Origin of the sequence: Thalassobacillus sp. CUG 92003 (assembly GCF_013618635.1) — a bacterium.
Classification (GTDB): Bacteria; Bacillota; Bacilli; order Bacillales; family Halobacillaceae; genus CUG-92003.
In genome coordinates this window covers 37,076-54,636 of the sequence record NZ_JABLSJ010000008.1, presented here as the reverse complement: position 1 = coordinate 54,636, position 17,561 = coordinate 37,076, and the positions used below count along the sequence as shown (strand labels likewise).

Sequence of the window (17,561 nt, the reverse complement as noted above, 5' to 3'; positions counted from 1 at the left end):
ATGCCTAGTGTACTTATCATAAGTGACAGCCATGGGCTGACTCAAGAAGTACAAGATATAAAAGCACGCCATCAGCAGCAAGTCGATGCCATGATTCATTGCGGCGATGCAGAGTTAAGTTTAGAGTCTGAACCATTACAAGGATTTTATTATGCAAAAGGTAATTGTGATTTTGAGTCCTCTATGGAAAATGAACAGGTTTTTTCAGTGGAAGGCTTAACATTTCTCGTAACCCATGGTCATCTTTTTCAAATCAAATCGACCTTGATGCCACTTTCCTATCGAGCAGAACAAGTTGGTGCTGATGTGGTGTGTTTTGGTCACTCGCATCAAGTAGCCGCAGAGAAAGTGAAGAACCAATTTTTTATCAATCCAGGAAGCTCTAGACTGCCTCGAGATCGCAAGGAAGCCACGTATGCCATCTTGGAATGGGAAGGCAACGATTTAACACTCCACTATTATGAAGTGAATGGAAAGCCGCTGGAGTCGTTGCGCGTAGATGTAACCCTTTAAGCAGAGGAAAAGCCTCTGCTTAAAAGGTATTGACAAAAGCTGTCTGGATTTATATAATTACTCTTGTCTGAAAACAGCCACGAGCAATGCATCCACCGAATAAGCTACGAGTTGCCTCGACGGATACGCCTCTCTGAATCAGCTAGAAGAGGAAGAGGCATGCCGGTTTAACAGCCGACAAGGCTAATGGCAAAAATGTTATGCGGGTGTAGTTTAGTGGTAAAACCTCAGCCACGAGCAACGCATCCACCGAATAAGCTACGAGTTGCCTCGACGGATAAGCTACTCTGAATCAGCTAGAAGAGGAAGAGGCATGCCGGGTTAACGGCCGACAAGGCTAGTGGCATAAAATGTTATGCGGGTGTAGTTTAGTGGTAAAACCTCAGCCTTCCAAGCTGATGTCGTGGGTTCAATTCCCATCACCCGCTCCAATAGAATAGTAATGTCCCAGTAGCTCAGTAGGATAGAGCAACGGCCTTCAAATAGGAGCCTTTATAGGGAAAATCAACCTGTAAAGTGGACGACACTGTATCGGTGAAACCTTAACAGATAAAGCTGATGGTAATACCGAGGAAACTCTTAGCCTGAGAGGATCCGTAGAGACTATACGTGTCGCACCTGAAATGGTGAAGATATAGTCCAGACTACAAACAGTTTTTACATTGGTGGCGAAAGCCATAGTGGTAAGCTAAGCCGTAGGTCGGGAGTTCGAATCTCTCCTGGGACACTATAAATGATTACATAGAAGCTTCGGTCAATCCGAGGCTTTTTATTTATACCATGTCCTGGTTTTATTTTTCAGAGAATAGGATAAAATAAATACACAAGCAACCCAGTAATTTGATTTACAGGAAGGGTGTCCTATGGAAAACAATAATGGAAACATCGTGATGTTTCCCGGATGGAAGACGACATTAGAGAAAGAGGGCTTAGAGGCTGTCCGGAAAAAGCGCTATCAGGAAGCACTTGATAAGTTCAAGCCTTTGTTTGATTATAATGTAGCTTCAAAGGAAGTCGTAACTGCCCAATTAGTCAGTTTAATGGAACTCGGGCAGTATGAACCCGCAGAAGAGCTCTGTCAGCAGTTGATGAAAACTGAAGAGAATGACTATTTCGAGTACTTACATATTTACTTGACGATTCTATTCCAAACCAGTCGATATCAAGAATTGGTGGACCTGTTAGATGAAATATTTGAATCAGAAGAGATTCCTCAGCAAAGCCGTACCCAGTATTGGCACCTTTATGAGGTCAGTAAGAAGCTGTTAGAAGAATCGAATGTGGAGATGGGCAGTCAGTTTATCCAGGAATGGAAGCGAAGCATTGAATCCGAGGATTTACATAAACAATGGAAAACGATCAGTAAATTGAAAGAAATTAACGCCCAGCCTTTTGTTGAGCCATTTATTGATTTCCTGACTTCCCAATCAGGCCATCCCATAATAAAAACAGGGGTGATCCAGTGGCTGCAGGAAAGTAAAGTCGACCGGGAGATTCCTCTGTATAAATTAGGTGTGACAGAGAAGATTAACCCGGCTCACCTGAAAGAACTACGTTCAGACTATGTAAAAAACCAAATACAACTTCGGCTTAGTAATATTGAACAGCAAAACCCGACATTATATAAGTTACTCGATCAGCTTCTCTATCGTTATATGTTCGTCAGGTATCCTTTGTTTCCGATGGAAGAAGAAGTTCCTTCCATTGTACAAGCCTTAAAATATCTGGGGCATCTGTACTTACAAATGCCGTTTGATGATAAACTCAATGAAGAGACTCATCATTACATAGAAGAAATTCAACTTTGCGAACAGCATTATTCGCTTATCATAGGTGAATAATGCTCGTTATTTTCAAATCTTGTAAAGCAAGATACATAGGTTGAAAGCACGCATGATTATGTTATAATGAAATGGTTGCAAATAGCACCGTGTAGATAAAATGATGACTATTTATTAGAATTGTCATCTTATTAGAATGGAATTAATAGATGTTGGAGGGAATTTTTTATGTCAGCAAAATGGGAAAAACAAGAAGGGAATCAAGGGTTACTTACAGTAGAAGTACCTGCTGATGAATTTGATCAAGCTTTGGATCAAGCGTTCAAGAAAGTTGTGAAAGATGTACAAGTACCTGGATTCCGTAAAGGAAAAGTACCACGTAAGCTTTTTGAACAACGGTTTGGAGTTGAATCGTTATATCAGGACGCCCTTGATATTGTTCTTCCTCAAGCTTATCAACAGGCAGTAGAAGAAACAGGGATCGAGCCCGTCGACCGTCCTGAAGTGGACGTTAAAGAAATTGAAAAAGGTGAAGGTGTTGTATTCACAGCAGAAGTGGTTGTTAAACCGGAAGTAGAACTCGGTGAATACAAAGGGCTTGAATTCGACGAGTTGAGCACCGAGGTTACAGACGAAGATGTAGAAGATGAGCTCAAACAAATGCAGGAAAAACAGGCAGAGCTCGTCGTAAAAGAAGAAGGCGAAATTGAGGATGGCGACACCGTCGTTATGGACTTTGAAGGGTTCGTTGATGGTGAAGCGTTTGAAGGCGGCCAAGCGGATAACTATTCCTTGGAAGTCGGTTCCGGCACATTCATTCCAGGCTTTGAAGAGCAGCTTAAAGGTAAGCAAAGCGGTGAGGAAACAGATGTTACCGTGACTTTCCCAGAAGAGTATCACGCCGAAGAGCTGGCTGGTAAAGAAGCAACTTTCAAAGTGAAGATTCATGAAGTCAAGGCGAAAGAACTTCCTGATCTTGACGATGAATTTGCTAAAGATGTTGATGAAGAAGTAGAATCTCTTGAAGAACTTCGTCAGAAAACACGCGACCGTCTTGAAGAGCAGAAGAAAACCGAGGCAGAAAACCATAAACGTGACACTTTAGTCGAACAGGCAGCTGAAAATGCTGATGTTCAAATCCCGCAATCCATGGTGGATACAGAACTTGACCGCATGATAAGCGAATTTGAACAACGTCTGCAAATGCAGGGAATGACGAAGGACATGTACTTCCAATTCACCGGATCTGATGAAAATGCACTTCGTGAACAAATGCAAGAAGACGCAGAGAAGCGTGTGAAAACGAACTTGACCCTCGAGGCAATCGCTGCAAATGAAGACGTTGCTGTAGCGGAAGAGGATGTCGACGCTGAACTTGAAAACATGGCTTCAATGTATCAAACAGATGTTGGTAATTTGAAGCAGATGCTCGGTGGCAATACCGATATGGTTAAAGAAGACCTTAAAGTTCGCAAAGCGATTGATGTTCTTGTAGCTAACAGTAAAGTTCAATAGTGTCTAAACAAACAAGGCGCGCACGACGTGCCTTGTTTTCTAATTAATTCTGAAAAAATTGGCAGGAAAATGAATGAAAGAAGGAGAAAAATACATATAATATAAGAACAGGGCTATGATTTGACTTATGTTTTGAATATCTACATAATGAGATTGATGTAAAAGGTCATGAGCTCATTCGATGGTGTATTGCTTTTTTGAGTAAAGGTAATCTGTTATGATGAGCTAAAGATGACATGAAGAGATGAACGCAGGTTCTAACCTCCAAATCGTAAGTGTTATATAAACAAGGGGTGAAATGAATGTTTAAATTTAATGATGAAAAAGGACAGTTGAAATGTTCTTTCTGTGGCAAGAGTCAGGAACAAGTCCGTAAACTTGTAGCCGGCCCGGGTGTCTATATATGCGATGAGTGCATCGAGCTTTGTACCGAAATTGTTGAAGAAGAATTAGGTAGCGAAGAGGAAGTGGAATTCAAAGAGGTACCTAAGCCTCAGGAGATCCGCGGCACACTGAATGATTATGTAATTGGCCAGGAGCAAGCTAAGAAGAACCTTTCTGTGGCTGTTTATAACCATTACAAACGTATTAACACGTCAACTCAAAAGAATGACGATGTAGAACTGGCTAAAAGTAACATTCTTATGCTCGGTCCGACCGGGAGCGGCAAGACGCTCTTAGCTCAGACGCTCGCTCGAATCTTGAATGTACCGTTTGCTATTGCTGATGCCACATCACTCACTGAAGCAGGTTATGTCGGGGAAGATGTGGAGAACATTCTCCTTAAACTGATTCAGGCAGCGGACTACGATGTCGAGAAAGCTGAAAAAGGTATCATCTACATTGATGAAATTGATAAAGTGGCCCGGAAATCAGAAAATCCATCCATCACACGAGACGTATCAGGCGAAGGTGTCCAACAAGCATTACTGAAAATACTTGAAGGCACATCTGCCAGCGTTCCGCCTCAAGGGGGACGTAAACATCCTCATCAGGAGTTCATCCAAATTGATACGACCAACGTCTTGTTTATTGTAGGCGGTGCTTTCGACGGTATCGACCAGATCATTAAACGTCGCCTTGGTAAAAAAGTGATCGGCTTCGGCTCTGAAGATGCAAATCAAGATATGGATCGTTCAGAATTGCTCACGAAAGTCCTTCCGGAGGATCTACTCCGTTACGGATTAATCCCAGAGTTCATCGGGCGTGTACCGGTTCTTGGAAGCTTAGAGCCGTTAGACGAAGATGCCTTGGTGGAGATTTTGACTCAGCCGAAGAACGCGCTCGTCAAACAGTATGAAAAGCTCTTCCAAATTGATGATGTGGAATTAGAGTTCGAAGAAGGTGCGCTTCGTGAAATAGCCCACAAAGCTATTGAGAGAAAAACTGGGGCACGCGGACTGCGCTCCATCATTGAAGATATCATGTTAGATGTGATGTATGAGCTGCCATCTCGCGATGATATCGAAAAGTGCATCATCACAAAAGATACAGTCATTGCAGAAAATGGGCGTCCTAAACTTGTTCTGACTGATGGCACGATCGAAGATGATAACGAAGAATCACCGAAAGAAAGTGCGTAACACACACGAACATGATAAGTTTGGTCTTGTGACTAAACGAGGATGAATAGAGTGAGACCGACTTTTTCAGGCCGCGCTACGCCAAGACAGTAGCGTGGCCTGAGTTGTTTCACATGTGAAAAAGTACATAGGATGAAATGTTGCCGCTGCGCAAATAATACAGAGGAAACGGTTCTTATTCATGAGGCAGGCTCGCTCTTAACCATCGCTCCATCACTTTTTTTTCGATAAGATTCTTTATCCGAACCCCAACGATTTACTTTGAAACATGTTTTCATTATGATGATTATACTATATGATTGTTTATATTTCGGAGGTGCAAGCAATGACAGATAAACAAAATGTACAAATACCCCTCCTTCCACTTAGAGGTTTACTGGTATATCCATCGATGGTCCTGCATCTGGATGTTGGTCGTGATAAGTCTGTTAAGGCGTTAGAGCAGTCCATGATGGAGAATAGCGAGATTTTTCTCGTCTCCCAAAAAGAAGTGAATATGGATGACCCTTCGGACGAAGATCTTTATCGGATTGGGACAGTAGCCAAAGTGAAACAGATGGTAAAACTCCCGAACGGTACGCATCGCGTACTGGTTGAGGGTATCAAACGGGCTGAGATTGCAGAATTTCTCGATGAAGAAGATTTTTTCGTCGTAAATATACTTAATGTTGATGATATCCATGAAGATCAAAACGAAGAAGAAGCGCTGATGCGCAGTTTGATGTCACAGTTCGAACAATATGTTAAAGTCTCAAAGAAAGTGACCCAGGAAACGTATGATACAGTCGTAGACATAGAGGAACCAAGCAGACTTGCTGATATTGTGAGTTCTCACCTGCCGATCAAAATGAAAGAAAAGCAGTCTATTTTAGAAACAGCCAATGTAAAACAAAGACTCCAAAATTTGGTCGATATCATCAGCAATGAACGTGAAGTCCTTGAAATTGAGAAGAAAATCGGACAACGCGTCAAAAAGTCAATGGAAAAAACCCAGAAAGAGTACTACTTAAGAGAACAAATGAAGGCGATTCAGAATGAGTTGGGCGACAAAGATGGCAAAACAGGAGAAGTAGCTGAACTCAAACAGAAAATTGAAGATGCTCAAATGCCAGAGCGCATTGAAAATGTTGCTTTAAAGGAATTGGGACGCTATGAAAAGGTTCCCCAGAGCTCCGCGGAAAGTTCAGTGATCCGAAACTACATTGAATGGCTTGTCACTTTGCCATGGGAAACGGAAACCGTTGATAATCTTGATGTTCTGCATGCAGAAAAAATATTAGATGAGGACCATTACGGTTTAGAAAAAGTAAAGGAACGTGTGCTTGAGTATTTAGCAGTCCAGCAGCTTACTCAATCGATTAAAGGCCCGATTCTTTGTTTGGTAGGCCCGCCCGGTGTGGGGAAAACGTCCCTTGCTAAATCCATTGCAAGGGCAATCAATCGCAAATTTGTGCGAATATCAGTGGGCGGCATCCGTGATGAAGCGGAGATTCGTGGACACCGCAGAACTTACATCGGTGCGATGCCAGGGCGGATTATCCAGGGAGTGAAGCGCGCCGGCACAGTCAATCCAGTATTTTTACTCGATGAAATCGATAAAATGGCCAGCGATTTCCGTGGAGACCCGTCTTCAGCAATGCTTGAAGTCCTCGATCCTGAACAAAACAGTACATTCAGTGACCACTTTATTGAAGAAAACTATGATCTCTCCAAGATCATGTTCGTGACGACAGCTAATACGATGCAAACCATACCCGGGCCGTTGCTTGATCGTATGGAAGTGATTTCAATTGCAGGCTACACGGAAGTCGAGAAACTTCATATAGCTAAGCAGCATTTGCTGCCAAAACAATTGAAGGAGAACGGTCTGACTAAAAGCAAAATGCAATTCCGTGATGACGCCATGTTGAAATTGATTCGCACGTATACAAGGGAGGCGGGTGTCCGTGGTTTGGAACGTGAACTTGCCTCCATTTGCCGGAAAGCTGCAAAGAAAGTGGTATCGGGCAAAAAGAAACGTATTATTGTGACGGAAAAGCAATTAGAAGAACTATTAGGACAACCGAAATTCCGTTATGGACGCGCGGAAGAAGAAGATCAAATCGGGACAGCGACGGGTCTGGCTTATACGGCATCCGGAGGGGATACGCTCTCGATAGAGGTTTCCATTTATCCAGGTAAAGGTAAACTCACATTGACAGGAAAGCTCGGTGATGTCATGAAAGAATCGGCGCAGGCGGCTTTCAGTTATATACGTTCGCGCGCTGAAGAATTGAAGATCGACCCAGAATTCGGGGAGAATAATGATATTCATATTCACGTTCCTGAAGGTGCTACGCCCAAGGATGGACCGTCTGCCGGCATCACCATGGCTACCGCGCTCGTTTCAGCGCTAACTGGCCGTCCTGTAAGAAAAGAAGTAGGCATGACAGGCGAAATCACGTTGCGAGGGAGAGTGCTGCCCATCGGCGGGTTGAAAGAGAAGGCACTAAGCGCCCACCGTGCCGGCCTTACCACCATCATTATTCCAGCAGAGAACAAAAAGGATTTAGAAGATATTCCGGAGAGTGTCCGGGAAGGATTGAAATTTATTACGGTTAAACATTTAGATGAAGTGTTAGACCGTGCATTAACGGAGGAAAAAGATGAAAGTCAATCAAGCTGAAATCGTGATCAGTGCGGTCAGCCAAAAGCAGTATCCCAAGGAGCCTATTCCGGAGATTGCTCTAGCCGGTCGATCTAACGTAGGGAAATCATCGTTTATCAATAAGCTTATCCAGCGGAAAAGCCTTGCCAGGACGTCGTCAAAACCAGGAAAAACACAAACAATCAACTTTTACCGGATCAATGATAAATTTCATTTTGTCGATGTGCCAGGGTATGGCTACGCCAAAGTTTCGAAAAAGGAACGGGAAAAATGGGGCCAAATGATGGAAGAATATTTCTCCACACGTGAGTTTTTGCGTGCCACCGTTTTAATCGTAGATATGCGCCACAAACCATCTGAAGGGGATCAGATGATGTATGATTATCTCAAGCATTTTGACTTGCCTGTGATCGTCATTGCAACGAAAGCTGACAAAATTTCAAAAGGGAAGCGTCATAAACATCTGCAAACGATCATACAGACGCTTCAGATGGAGGACGAGGATACGATCATCCCGTTTTCAGCTGAAACGGCAGAGGGTAAGGAGTACGCTTGGCGCGCACTCTATCCGTACCTTGATTGAACATCATCCGCCTTTATAAATAAGAGCCCTTAGGCTCAAAAGACCTTCAATACACAACACGTTATCACCTGTTCTATATTGAAGGTCTTTTTAATGGCCAAAATACTGTGCCATAGTTTTGTTAAAGTTATTTTCGTTTATATAAAAAATATAACCCGATGCCGATTAATAAGAGCGGCCAAAAGTTTTCGATTAGATTAATGAGTTGGTTGATCCATAAGAACCAGCCCGGATTAGATGAAGAAAAAATAGCGAAACATGCTAGCCCTACTAAAATCAAACCAGGCAACAAGCCGCTTTTTGTCTTTTGGTAGCGCAGGAGAAACGCGCCGCCGATGATGAGTGGATACACAGCCCAATGATCGATCCAAAAAGAATACGTGTTCACACTGTGGAAATGCAATCCAAACCCTAACAGTAAAGCTCCAGTCAAAATGTTTTGATGTTCATTTGCAATATAACTATGTAATAAGAAGGCGACACCTATAATGATCAGCAGCGTGGGCCAAGAATAAAAATTATCCAGTACGGGTATATTTAGTTGTTGGAGAAAGAAATAAGCGCCGATTCCAATCAATAGAAAACCGATGAAGGTGTTTTGTTTTTTCACGCGTCTCAACTCCTTTGCAATTGATGTCGATTTCTTGCGATTAGGCCAGTATTATGGTAAAGTACAATCGGGTTTGAACAGATGAAGGAAGGACATATCTATCGTACCATAATAGATTCAATCTCTGTTCACATTTATACTGAAAGATCATGATGGTTTCATGTTATAATAATGATTATAAATTGTTCGTAACGAAAGATTCTTTGGGGGTAGAATTCATGCATATTATAGCTGTCGGACTAAATTATAAGAGCGCCCCTGTGCACATTCGGGAGAACCTCGCATTTTCTGATGATGCTCTTTCAGATGCTATGATTCATTTGAATCAGCAAAAGAGTGTGCTCGAGAATGTGATCATTTCCACATGTAATCGCACCGAAATTTATGCGGTCGTGGACCAGGTCCATACCGGTCGCTATTATATTAAACAATTCTTAGCCAACTGGTTTGACGTAGATAAAGAAAGTTTTTCTCCTTATTTGTCCATTTATGAAGCAGAGGGTGCGATTGAGCATTTGATGCGCGTCACTTCGGGACTGGATTCAATGGTGCTCGGGGAAACGCAGATCCTTGGTCAAATGAAATCGGCTTTCCAGCTTGCGCAAGAAGCAGGTACAACGGGGACGATCTTTAATCATTTATTTAAACAAACAGTTACATTAGCCAAACGAGGCCACAAAGACACGGAAATTGGAGAGAATGCCGTGTCTGTCAGTTACGCTGCTGTGGAACTTGCCAAGAAAATTTTCGGCGATCTCGTCAATAAGCATATTGTGATTCTTGGGGCTGGCAAAATGGGTGAGTTAGCTGCAAAGAACTTGCAAGGCTCTGGAGTCAAGCAAGTGACAGTGGTGAATCGGACCCTCGCAAAAGCTCAGGTCGTTGCAGCTCAGTTCAATGGCCATGCCAGAACAATGGAAGATATGGACGCCATCCTTCAAGATGCTGATATTTTGATCAGTTCTACTGGTTCAAATGAGTATGTCTTGACGAAAGAATCAATGGAAGCGGTCCATCGCAGTCGCAAAGGGAAACCGCTTTTCCTCGTCGATATTGCAGTGCCAAGGGATATTGAGCCTGCGATTGAAAGCATGGATAGTGTGTTTTTGTATGATATCGATGATCTGCAAGGAATCGTCGATGCAAATTTAGCTGCCAGAGAAGAAGCGGCTGAAGGAATTGAATTAATGATCGAAGCTGAAATCGTCCAGTTCAACGAATGGCTGCAAACCATTGGTGTCGTTCCGGTCATTTCTGCGTTGCGCCATAAAGCATTATCGATCCAATCTGAAACGATGCAAAGTCTTGAACGAAAATTGCCTGATTTGACGGATCGTGAGAAAAAAGTATTGAACAAGCATACGAAAAGCATCGTCAATCAAATGTTGAAAAGCCCGATTTCTCAAGCAAAAGAGTTAGCAGCACAGCCGGATTCGGACAAGTCCCTTCAACTTTTCATGCAAATATTTGATATAGAAGACGAGGTTGAAAATGAGATGAAGGTTAAAGATCAGCAGACAGAGAAGGAGTCTGATCAAAGCAGCGAAACGGCTTCGTGGCAAACAATGAACAGCCTGACGTCTCATTCTTAAGGTGGCCCATTTATGTTGGAATTGAAATGGGTATATGAGCTGATCATTTTTCTTTATGGATTAAGTTTAATTGGATATTTTATGGATTTCATTCAACATAACCGGAAGGTGAATCGCACTGCCTTCTGGTTACTTAGTATGGTTTGGGCGTTACAAACCATTTTTTTGTTAATTGAAGTATTGGTTAAACATAATTTTCCGGTTCTCAATGTTTATGATGGTTTATATTTTTACGCCTGGATTTTGGTAACCTTTTCGTTAATCATCAACCGGTTGTTCCGGGTTGATTTTCTAGTTTTCTTTACAAATGTCCTTGGTTTTTTTGTCATGTTGATTCACTTATCGACGCGCGCACAAAGTCAAGCTGTCGGTGAAAGTGTCCGTTTGGTAGACGAAATGCTGATTGTTCATATTACCCTTGCGATTATTTCGTATGGCTTTTTCACCTTAGCGTTTATCTTCTCGATTATGTATTTGCTTCAATATCGTTTGTTGAAACAAAAAAAGTGGAATACAAAGTTATTGAGACTGGCAGACTTGAATAAACTTGACAATTTTTCCTATATCGCGATTGTACTTGGCGTACCGCTCCTGCTTATAGCTGTGATACTGGGCGTTACATGGGGGTATACGTCAGAGGATGTGTTTTATTGGTACGACTCTAAAACGCTTGGATCTTTCTTAGTATTGATCGTCTATTTTATTTACTTGTTTTTACGGGTTGTCAAAGGCTATCAAGGACGGGCAATATCCTGGTTTAACACCGGCGCATTTTTGTTTCTGCTCATCAATTTTTTCTTATTCGGTTCCTTATCTAATTTTCATTTCTAATAGGAGGCAACGCATGTGCAAAAAATCGTAATCGGCTCTCGCAAAAGCAACCTTGCCATTACTCAGACTGAATGGGTAATCGAACAATTGAAAGAAATCGACCCCTCTTACGAATATGAGATCAAACGCATCTCTACTAAAGGGGATGAAATCGTCAATGTCACCTTATCCAAAGTGGGAGGCAAAGGTTTATTCATCAAAGAAATTGAGAAAGCGATGTACGAAGGTGAAATTGATATGGCAGTCCACAGCATGAAGGATATGCCTTCAGTCGTTTCTGAGGGGTTGACGGTCGCCTCCATTCCGAAACGTGAAGATCACCGAGATGCGTTCGTTTCCAATGATTATGTTCCGTTCCTGGAGCTCCCGGCAGGCGCAGTAGTTGGTACGAGCAGCCTGAGGCGCGGCGCCCAACTTAAGGCGGTGCGACCGGAGATTGATATCCAATGGATTCGCGGTAACATTGATACTCGCTTACGCAAATTAAGGGAAGAAAATTTTGATGCCATTGTCCTGGCTGCTGCAGGATTAAAACGCATGGGTTGGAGTGATGATCTTGTCACGGAGTACTTAGAACCTGATGTATGCGTGCCCGCAGTCGGCCAAGGTGCGCTTGCGATCCAGTGCCGTGAAGAGGACCATTCATTACGCGATTTTCTTATGAAAATTAATGATGCTTACACTGAACGTACAGTGGCGGCAGAAAGAAAATTTCTCCATGACCTAGAAGGTGGCTGTCAAGTCCCCATTGGGGGCTATGCTTACTTAGATGGTGATGAAGTTGTTCTCTCCGCTCTAGTCGCAAAACCAGATGGAACTTACGTGCTCCATGACACCATAAGAGGTCACGACCCTATTGCGGTTGGCAAGGAAGCGGCTGATAAATTGAAAGAGCGTGGGGCTCAGGAAATTGTCAATGAAGCAAAAGAGGAGTATGGAGAGTAATGTCCGGGTTAATGGGGAAACGGATCATGGTCACACGTGCGAGCCCCCAAGCGGAAGCTTTTTCTCATCTGATTCAACAGCATGGCGGGGACCCTGTGGAGGTTCCCCTGCTTACGTTTCGTGTGAGGGATAATCAAACGAATAGATCGATCATGAATAAACTTCACGCGTACACTTGGCTATTTTTCACCAGTTCCAATGGCGTGAAGTTTTTTTTCGATATGCTGGACCGATTACAATTAGAGGTGCCTCACACTGTACAATTCGCCGTCGTGGGACGAAAAACAGAGCAAGCTTTGGATGCGTTTGGTTACACCGCAGATTTTATTCCTGATGTGTCTTCTGGCGCTGCCTTAGGAAGTCAGTTTGCTTTGGCAGTTCCCGAATCGGGTAAGGGGTTAGTGGTGTGCGGTAATCTCTCTAGAGGGGACCTGGCCGAAGAGTTATCTCGTCGTGATGTTTTTTTTCACCAAATGATTGTATATGATACCATAACCATGGAGAACCATGCCGGACAATTGCAATGTTCATTTGAAAACGGGGGGCGGATAGACGGCTTGACGTTTACGAGCCCTTCAACGATTCAAGCATTCATGGATTTGATTGGGGATGAAAAAAATGACGCTTTGGCGTTACCCTGCTTTTGTATCGGTCCTACGACAGCAAATGAAGCCGAGCAAAAAGGCTTTCAAACGATCAGAGTACCGACACGTTATACAATTGAAAGTATGATCGATTGCATGAATCGGTATTTTAATTAAGAAAGGAAACGATCGATATGGACTTTAAACGGCATAGACGCTTGCGCCGGACAGATGCCATCCGCTCAATGGTTCGTGAAACGGCGTTACGGCAGGAGGATTTGATTTATCCGATTTTTGTAGTTGAAGGGGAAGGCTGGAAGCATGAAGTGCCTTCTATGCCCGGGGTGTTTCAGATTTCGCTCGATTATTTGACCGAAGAAATGCAAGAGGTTGAATCGCTTGGGATACGCTCGGTCATTGTATTTGGCGTCCCTAAAGTGAAAGATGAACAAGGCTCAGAAGCTTATCATGACCATGGCATCGTCCAGAAAGCTATCCGACAAATCAAGGAAGATGTACCTTCCTTGGCCGTCATTGCCGACACGTGTTTGTGCCAATACACAGACCATGGGCATTGCGGGATCGTTTCAGATGGTGTAATTGAAAATGATGCTTCCTTGAAGGTGTTAACCGAAACGGCGATCAGTCAGGCCAGGGCAGGAGCGGATATCATTGCCCCGTCGAATATGATGGATGGATTTGTCACGTCCATACGTGAAGGACTGGATGAAGCAGGGTTCAGTCAAATTCCCATTATGTCTTATGCTATAAAATATTCTTCCGCTTTCTTCGGACCGTTTCGTGATGCGGCTCACAGCTCTCCGCAGTTTGGGGATCGACGCACCTATCAAATGGATCCGTCTAATCGAAGAGAAGCGATGCGAGAGGCAGCATCTGATATGGAAGAAGGAGCGGATTTTCTCATTGTTAAGCCTGCCCTCGCTTATTTAGATATAATGCGCGAGGTGAAAGACCGTTTTAATGCGCCGCTGGTAGCTTATAATGTGAGTGGTGAATATTCCATGATCAAAGCGGCAGCTCAAAATGGCTGGGTAAATGAAGAGGAAATCGTGTTAGAAAAACTCACGTCCATGAAACGGGCGGGGGCAGATTTGATTGTCACGTACTTTGCTAAAGATGCAGCGAGATGGCTGTCTCAATAAGTAATGAGAAAGGTGGAGTCGTCATGAAGTTTGATCGATCGATTGATGCGTACAAAGAAGCGGTGCAGCTGATGCCCGGTGGTGTGAATTCGCCCGTTCGAGCTTTCAAGTCAGTTGGAATGGACCCCATTTTTATGGAAAGAGGCAAAGGCTCTGAAATTTACGACATAGATGGTAACACGTATATTGACTATGTGTTGAGCTGGGGGCCGCTTATCCTTGGCCATGCTAACGATCAAGTAGTAGAGAGATTGAAACGTGTAACCGAAATGGGGACAAGCTTTGGCACACCGACTGAGATTGAGAATAGTCTTGCTCAGCTGGTGATTAATCGAGTTCCATCGATTGAAATGATACGTATGGTGAACTCGGGCACTGAAGCCACCATGAGTGCCTTGCGGATTGCCAGAGGCTATACGGGTCGTAATAAGATTCTTAAATTTGAAGGAAATTACCATGGTCATGGTGACTCCTTGTTAATTAAAGCGGGTTCCGGGGTAGCTACATTGGGCCTCCCGGATTCCCCAGGAGTGCCGGCATCGACTGCCGAAACCACCATTACGGTGCCTTATAATGATAAGGAGAGTTTACGCTACGCCTTTGAACAATTCGGAGATGATATTGCAGCTGTTATCGTAGAGCCTGTCTCAGGTAATATGGGTGTTGTTCCGCCTATCGATGGTTTTCTGCAAGAAACACGCGCCATCACCGAAGAATATGGCAGTGTCCTCATCTTTGATGAAGTCATGACTGGCTTCCGTGTCGGTTACTCATGCGCACAAGGACACTTTGGTGTTACGCCCGATATGACCTGCTTCGGGAAAGTTATTGGAGGCGGTCTGCCAGTAGGAGCGTACGGTGGTAAAAAAGAAATTATGGAGAAAGTAGCTCCAACAGGTGATGTCTATCAAGCAGGCACGTTATCGGGAAATCCTCTGGCTATGACAGCAGGGTATGAAACCTTAATTCAAATGGATGAAGCCGCGTATGATGCCATAAATAAAAAAGTGGACAGGCTCGTTGCTGGATTTACTGAAGCAGCTCAGGAATTTGATATTCCGTTGACCGTCAACCGTGCAGGCTCAATGGTCGGTTTCTTCTTCAATGCTAATGAAGTCAAAGACTTTAAGACAGCGAACAAGTCTGACTTAGATCTATTTGCAAAATATTACCGTGGCATGATTGAAGAAGGCATCTTCTTACCACCTTCACAGTTTGAGGGCACGTTCTTGTCAACAGCTCATACGGAGGAAGATATTGAGCGAACGATCACGGCAGCTCGAAACGTATTCGCATTGATTAAGAAATAAGGCCCTGGCACACAATGTTGTTGCTTGATTTTGAAAAAGTTAATCAAATGGGAGACTTAAATTTGAAATAAGGGTGGTTCGTTACGGTGTAAGGAAAAGGGGTGGCTTTGAAACAACTCGCTTTCCTGCGGGGGAACCGGCAAGCCTCCTCGGTCGTTGTCACTCCCTGTGGGGTCTCGCCGAGCTCCTTCTCCCGCGGGAGTCTCGTCGTTTCAAAGTCACCCCATTCGATAAGGAATGAACGAACCCTCGAATAAGAGAATAAGTCCAAATTTTGTTTATAAAAAAAACGTCTTCCGGCGCGACTCTTATGCAAGATATGTTCTGGGCCGCTAGAAGCCGGAGTTAGAAAGCTCATGTATGGCAGACCTTATATTGAGAGGGACTATAATTTCCCATCTAATGGAAAGAGAGTGAATTCCCTGCCCTTCATGTGCCATCTTTCGTAACGGAAATCGCCAGGAAATCCCGAAGGCTATAAACGGGGCTTAATTGAAACAGGGACACTGTGATTTAAAGAACCCACTATAAAATTAACCCATTGCTCTGACAGGATAAAGAGGGCGATGGGTTTTTTATGTATATTATGTTAATCAAGACATAGATTGTTTATAGAAGGAGTTTCCTAGAAAGGGGGAAAAGGGAGTGAATTTTGACGACAAACATGTCTTCACATTCTATCTCGATGAGTCATTATCATTTCAATTAGGACAGGAAGTTCAGGAATTAGTAGGAATTTCCCTGGAGCCCGAAATATCAATTCAGCCGCGAGATGGACAAATAAAATTATCGGGTGATCTAGAGCTTTCCGGCGAATATGTGGCCAAAAAAGAAGCGGATCAAAGGGGGTACGCCCCTCCACTCATCAATGAAAGAATGATTGATTCTGTGGAACAGGATGAGGATGGCGTTCAGTGTTTTAATCATAAATTTCCTGTAGATATTTCTATTCCAGACTACCGCGTACCTGATCTCGATAACATTTCGATCAGTGTCGCAAGTTTTGACTATCAACTGCCTGAAGATCGAAAGCTTCGTTTGCATGCCGAAATAGCTATCCACGGGGTGGAAAATACAGAAGCCCAACCGACCTCAAGAGATGCGGGCCAATCATATGAGGCGGAAGAAGCGGGTGAGGATGCTTTTGATGAACCTGCCAGTTTTGAAACCGTATTTGAAGAAAAACAGGATCAACCGCCGGCGAGGCCTTTTACAGCAGTACCTAATCTTCCAAAATTAGATGAAGCACCTTATCCAATGGATGAGGCGTATCACGATAATCACGGAGACCAGGACCAAGACGATGGCAGGTGGAAGTATAATAAAAAAGTGCAAAGTTTCGCAGAATTCTTTGGTAATCAGCAAGATGTAACACCAGATTACTATGAACAAGCGGAACAACCGTCCTTAATGATGGAAGAAGAAAGTGGCGAGCCTGTGGAATCGAGTTACCAAAGTCCGACAGATGAATCACCACAGCAGAAAAAAAGCTTGTTTCAGTATTTATTTCATAGCCGCGAGGAACGCTACAGTCAAATGAAAGTATGTATTGTCCAGGAAAATGATACCCTGGACACACTGGCGGATAAGTACGATGTTCCTAAACACCAAATTTCACAAGCGAATGATCTTCTCACGGATGATGCCTTAACCGATGGCCGCATCATCTACATTCCCACACCTGCTGAGAATTAAATCCATTCAAAATGAAAAGCCACATAAATGCCGATTAATATGCCAAGTAAGAATACATCAAGTGAGGTAGGGAATATTAAGGTACGAATCAGTTGAAAAACTGCAAGCGGTAATGAGCATTTTTCCAGTATAAAGAGCCAATGTCTGCACCAGGGGGGCAAGCGGTAACGGTATAATCGACTCATTCCATCATCTCCCATCAATGAAAA

Annotated in this window: 15 protein-coding genes and 1 tRNA gene; 14 read left to right on the top strand and 2 right to left on the bottom strand. The window is 43.4% G+C overall.

The window, feature by feature from the left end; genetic code table 11:
- From HOP45_RS13080 to yihA, 7 genes are all read left to right on the top strand, one after another.
- Positions 1 to 513: a metallophosphoesterase gene (locus HOP45_RS13080; protein ID WP_181349751.1), complete on the top strand. Its 513-nt coding sequence runs from the start codon at positions 1 to 3 to the stop codon at positions 511 to 513.
- A gap of 357 nt (positions 514 to 870) precedes the next feature.
- Positions 871 to 944, top strand: a tRNA-Gly gene (locus HOP45_RS13075).
- 432 nt (positions 945 to 1,376) lie between these two features.
- A complete protein-coding gene (locus tag HOP45_RS13070; RefSeq protein ID WP_181349750.1) occupies positions 1,377 to 2,354 on the top strand; it encodes a hypothetical protein in 978 nt (325 codons plus the stop codon).
- Between the two features lie 168 nt (positions 2,355 to 2,522).
- A complete protein-coding gene (tig, locus tag HOP45_RS13065) occupies positions 2,523 to 3,809 on the top strand; it encodes a trigger factor (protein WP_181349749.1) in 1,287 nt (428 codons plus the stop codon).
- Positions 3,810 to 4,111: 302 nt separating this feature from the next.
- Positions 4,112 to 5,392: an ATP-dependent protease ATP-binding subunit ClpX gene (gene clpX / locus HOP45_RS13060; RefSeq protein ID WP_181349748.1), complete on the top strand. Its 1,281-nt coding sequence runs from the start codon at positions 4,112 to 4,114 to the stop codon at positions 5,390 to 5,392.
- A gap of 325 nt (positions 5,393 to 5,717) precedes the next feature.
- Complete coding sequence (gene lon, locus HOP45_RS13055; protein WP_181349747.1) at positions 5,718 to 8,057, top strand: endopeptidase La; 2,340 nt, start codon at positions 5,718 to 5,720, stop codon at positions 8,055 to 8,057.
- Positions 8,038 to 8,622, top strand: a complete 585-nt coding sequence (gene yihA / locus HOP45_RS13050; protein ID WP_181349746.1) for a ribosome biogenesis GTP-binding protein YihA/YsxC — start codon at positions 8,038 to 8,040, stop codon at positions 8,620 to 8,622. Before lon ends, yihA begins: the two co-directional genes overlap by 20 nt.
- A 127-nt stretch (positions 8,623 to 8,749) precedes the next feature.
- Here yihA and HOP45_RS13045 read toward each other — a convergent pair whose 3' ends face one another.
- Positions 8,750 to 9,232: a LiaI-LiaF-like domain-containing protein gene (locus tag HOP45_RS13045; protein ID WP_181349745.1), complete on the bottom strand. Its 483-nt coding sequence runs from the start codon at positions 9,230 to 9,232 to the stop codon at positions 8,750 to 8,752.
- Positions 9,233 to 9,450: 218 nt separating this feature from the next.
- On the opposite strand from HOP45_RS13045, the gene hemA reads away from it, so the two are divergent.
- The 7 genes from hemA (at position 9,451) to spoVID (ending at position 17,352) form a co-directional block, all read left to right on the top strand.
- Positions 9,451 to 10,824 carry a glutamyl-tRNA reductase gene (gene hemA / locus HOP45_RS13040; protein WP_181349744.1) on the top strand — a complete coding sequence of 458 codons (1,374 nt, stop codon included), beginning with the start codon at positions 9,451 to 9,453 and terminating at the stop codon, positions 10,822 to 10,824.
- Positions 10,825 to 10,836: 12 nt separating this feature from the next.
- Positions 10,837 to 11,655 carry a cytochrome c biogenesis protein gene (locus tag HOP45_RS13035; RefSeq protein WP_181349743.1) on the top strand — a complete coding sequence of 273 codons (819 nt, stop codon included), beginning with the start codon at positions 10,837 to 10,839 and terminating at the stop codon, positions 11,653 to 11,655.
- Positions 11,656 to 11,670: 15 nt separating this feature from the next.
- On the top strand, positions 11,671 to 12,600 hold the full coding sequence (gene hemC, locus HOP45_RS13030; protein ID WP_181349742.1) for a hydroxymethylbilane synthase: 930 nt from the start codon (positions 11,671 to 11,673) through the stop codon (positions 12,598 to 12,600).
- Positions 12,600 to 13,361, top strand: coding sequence for a uroporphyrinogen-III synthase (locus HOP45_RS13025; RefSeq protein WP_181349741.1), 762 nt, complete (start codon positions 12,600 to 12,602; stop codon positions 13,359 to 13,361). The genes hemC and HOP45_RS13025 overlap by 1 nt, the downstream gene beginning before the upstream one ends.
- Positions 13,362 to 13,378: 17 nt before the next feature.
- A complete protein-coding gene (gene hemB / locus HOP45_RS13020) occupies positions 13,379 to 14,347 on the top strand; it encodes a porphobilinogen synthase (RefSeq protein WP_181349740.1) in 969 nt (322 codons plus the stop codon).
- A 23-nt stretch (positions 14,348 to 14,370) separates the two neighbouring features.
- The gene (gene hemL, locus HOP45_RS13015) at positions 14,371 to 15,657 is read left to right on the top strand and encodes a glutamate-1-semialdehyde 2,1-aminomutase (RefSeq protein ID WP_255437643.1); all 1,287 of its coding nucleotides are present in this window, start codon (positions 14,371 to 14,373) and stop codon (positions 15,655 to 15,657) included.
- A 645-nt stretch (positions 15,658 to 16,302) separates the two neighbouring features.
- On the top strand, positions 16,303 to 17,352 hold the full coding sequence (spoVID, locus tag HOP45_RS13010; RefSeq protein WP_181349738.1) for a stage VI sporulation protein D: 1,050 nt from the start codon (positions 16,303 to 16,305) through the stop codon (positions 17,350 to 17,352).
- Here the strand turns inward: spoVID and HOP45_RS13005 are convergent.
- Positions 17,349 to 17,537, bottom strand: a complete 189-nt coding sequence (locus HOP45_RS13005) for a hypothetical protein (protein WP_181349737.1) — start codon at positions 17,535 to 17,537, stop codon at positions 17,349 to 17,351. The two genes, spoVID and HOP45_RS13005, sit on opposite strands and share 4 nt — an antisense overlap.
- Between the last annotated feature and the right edge of the window lie 24 nt (positions 17,538 to 17,561).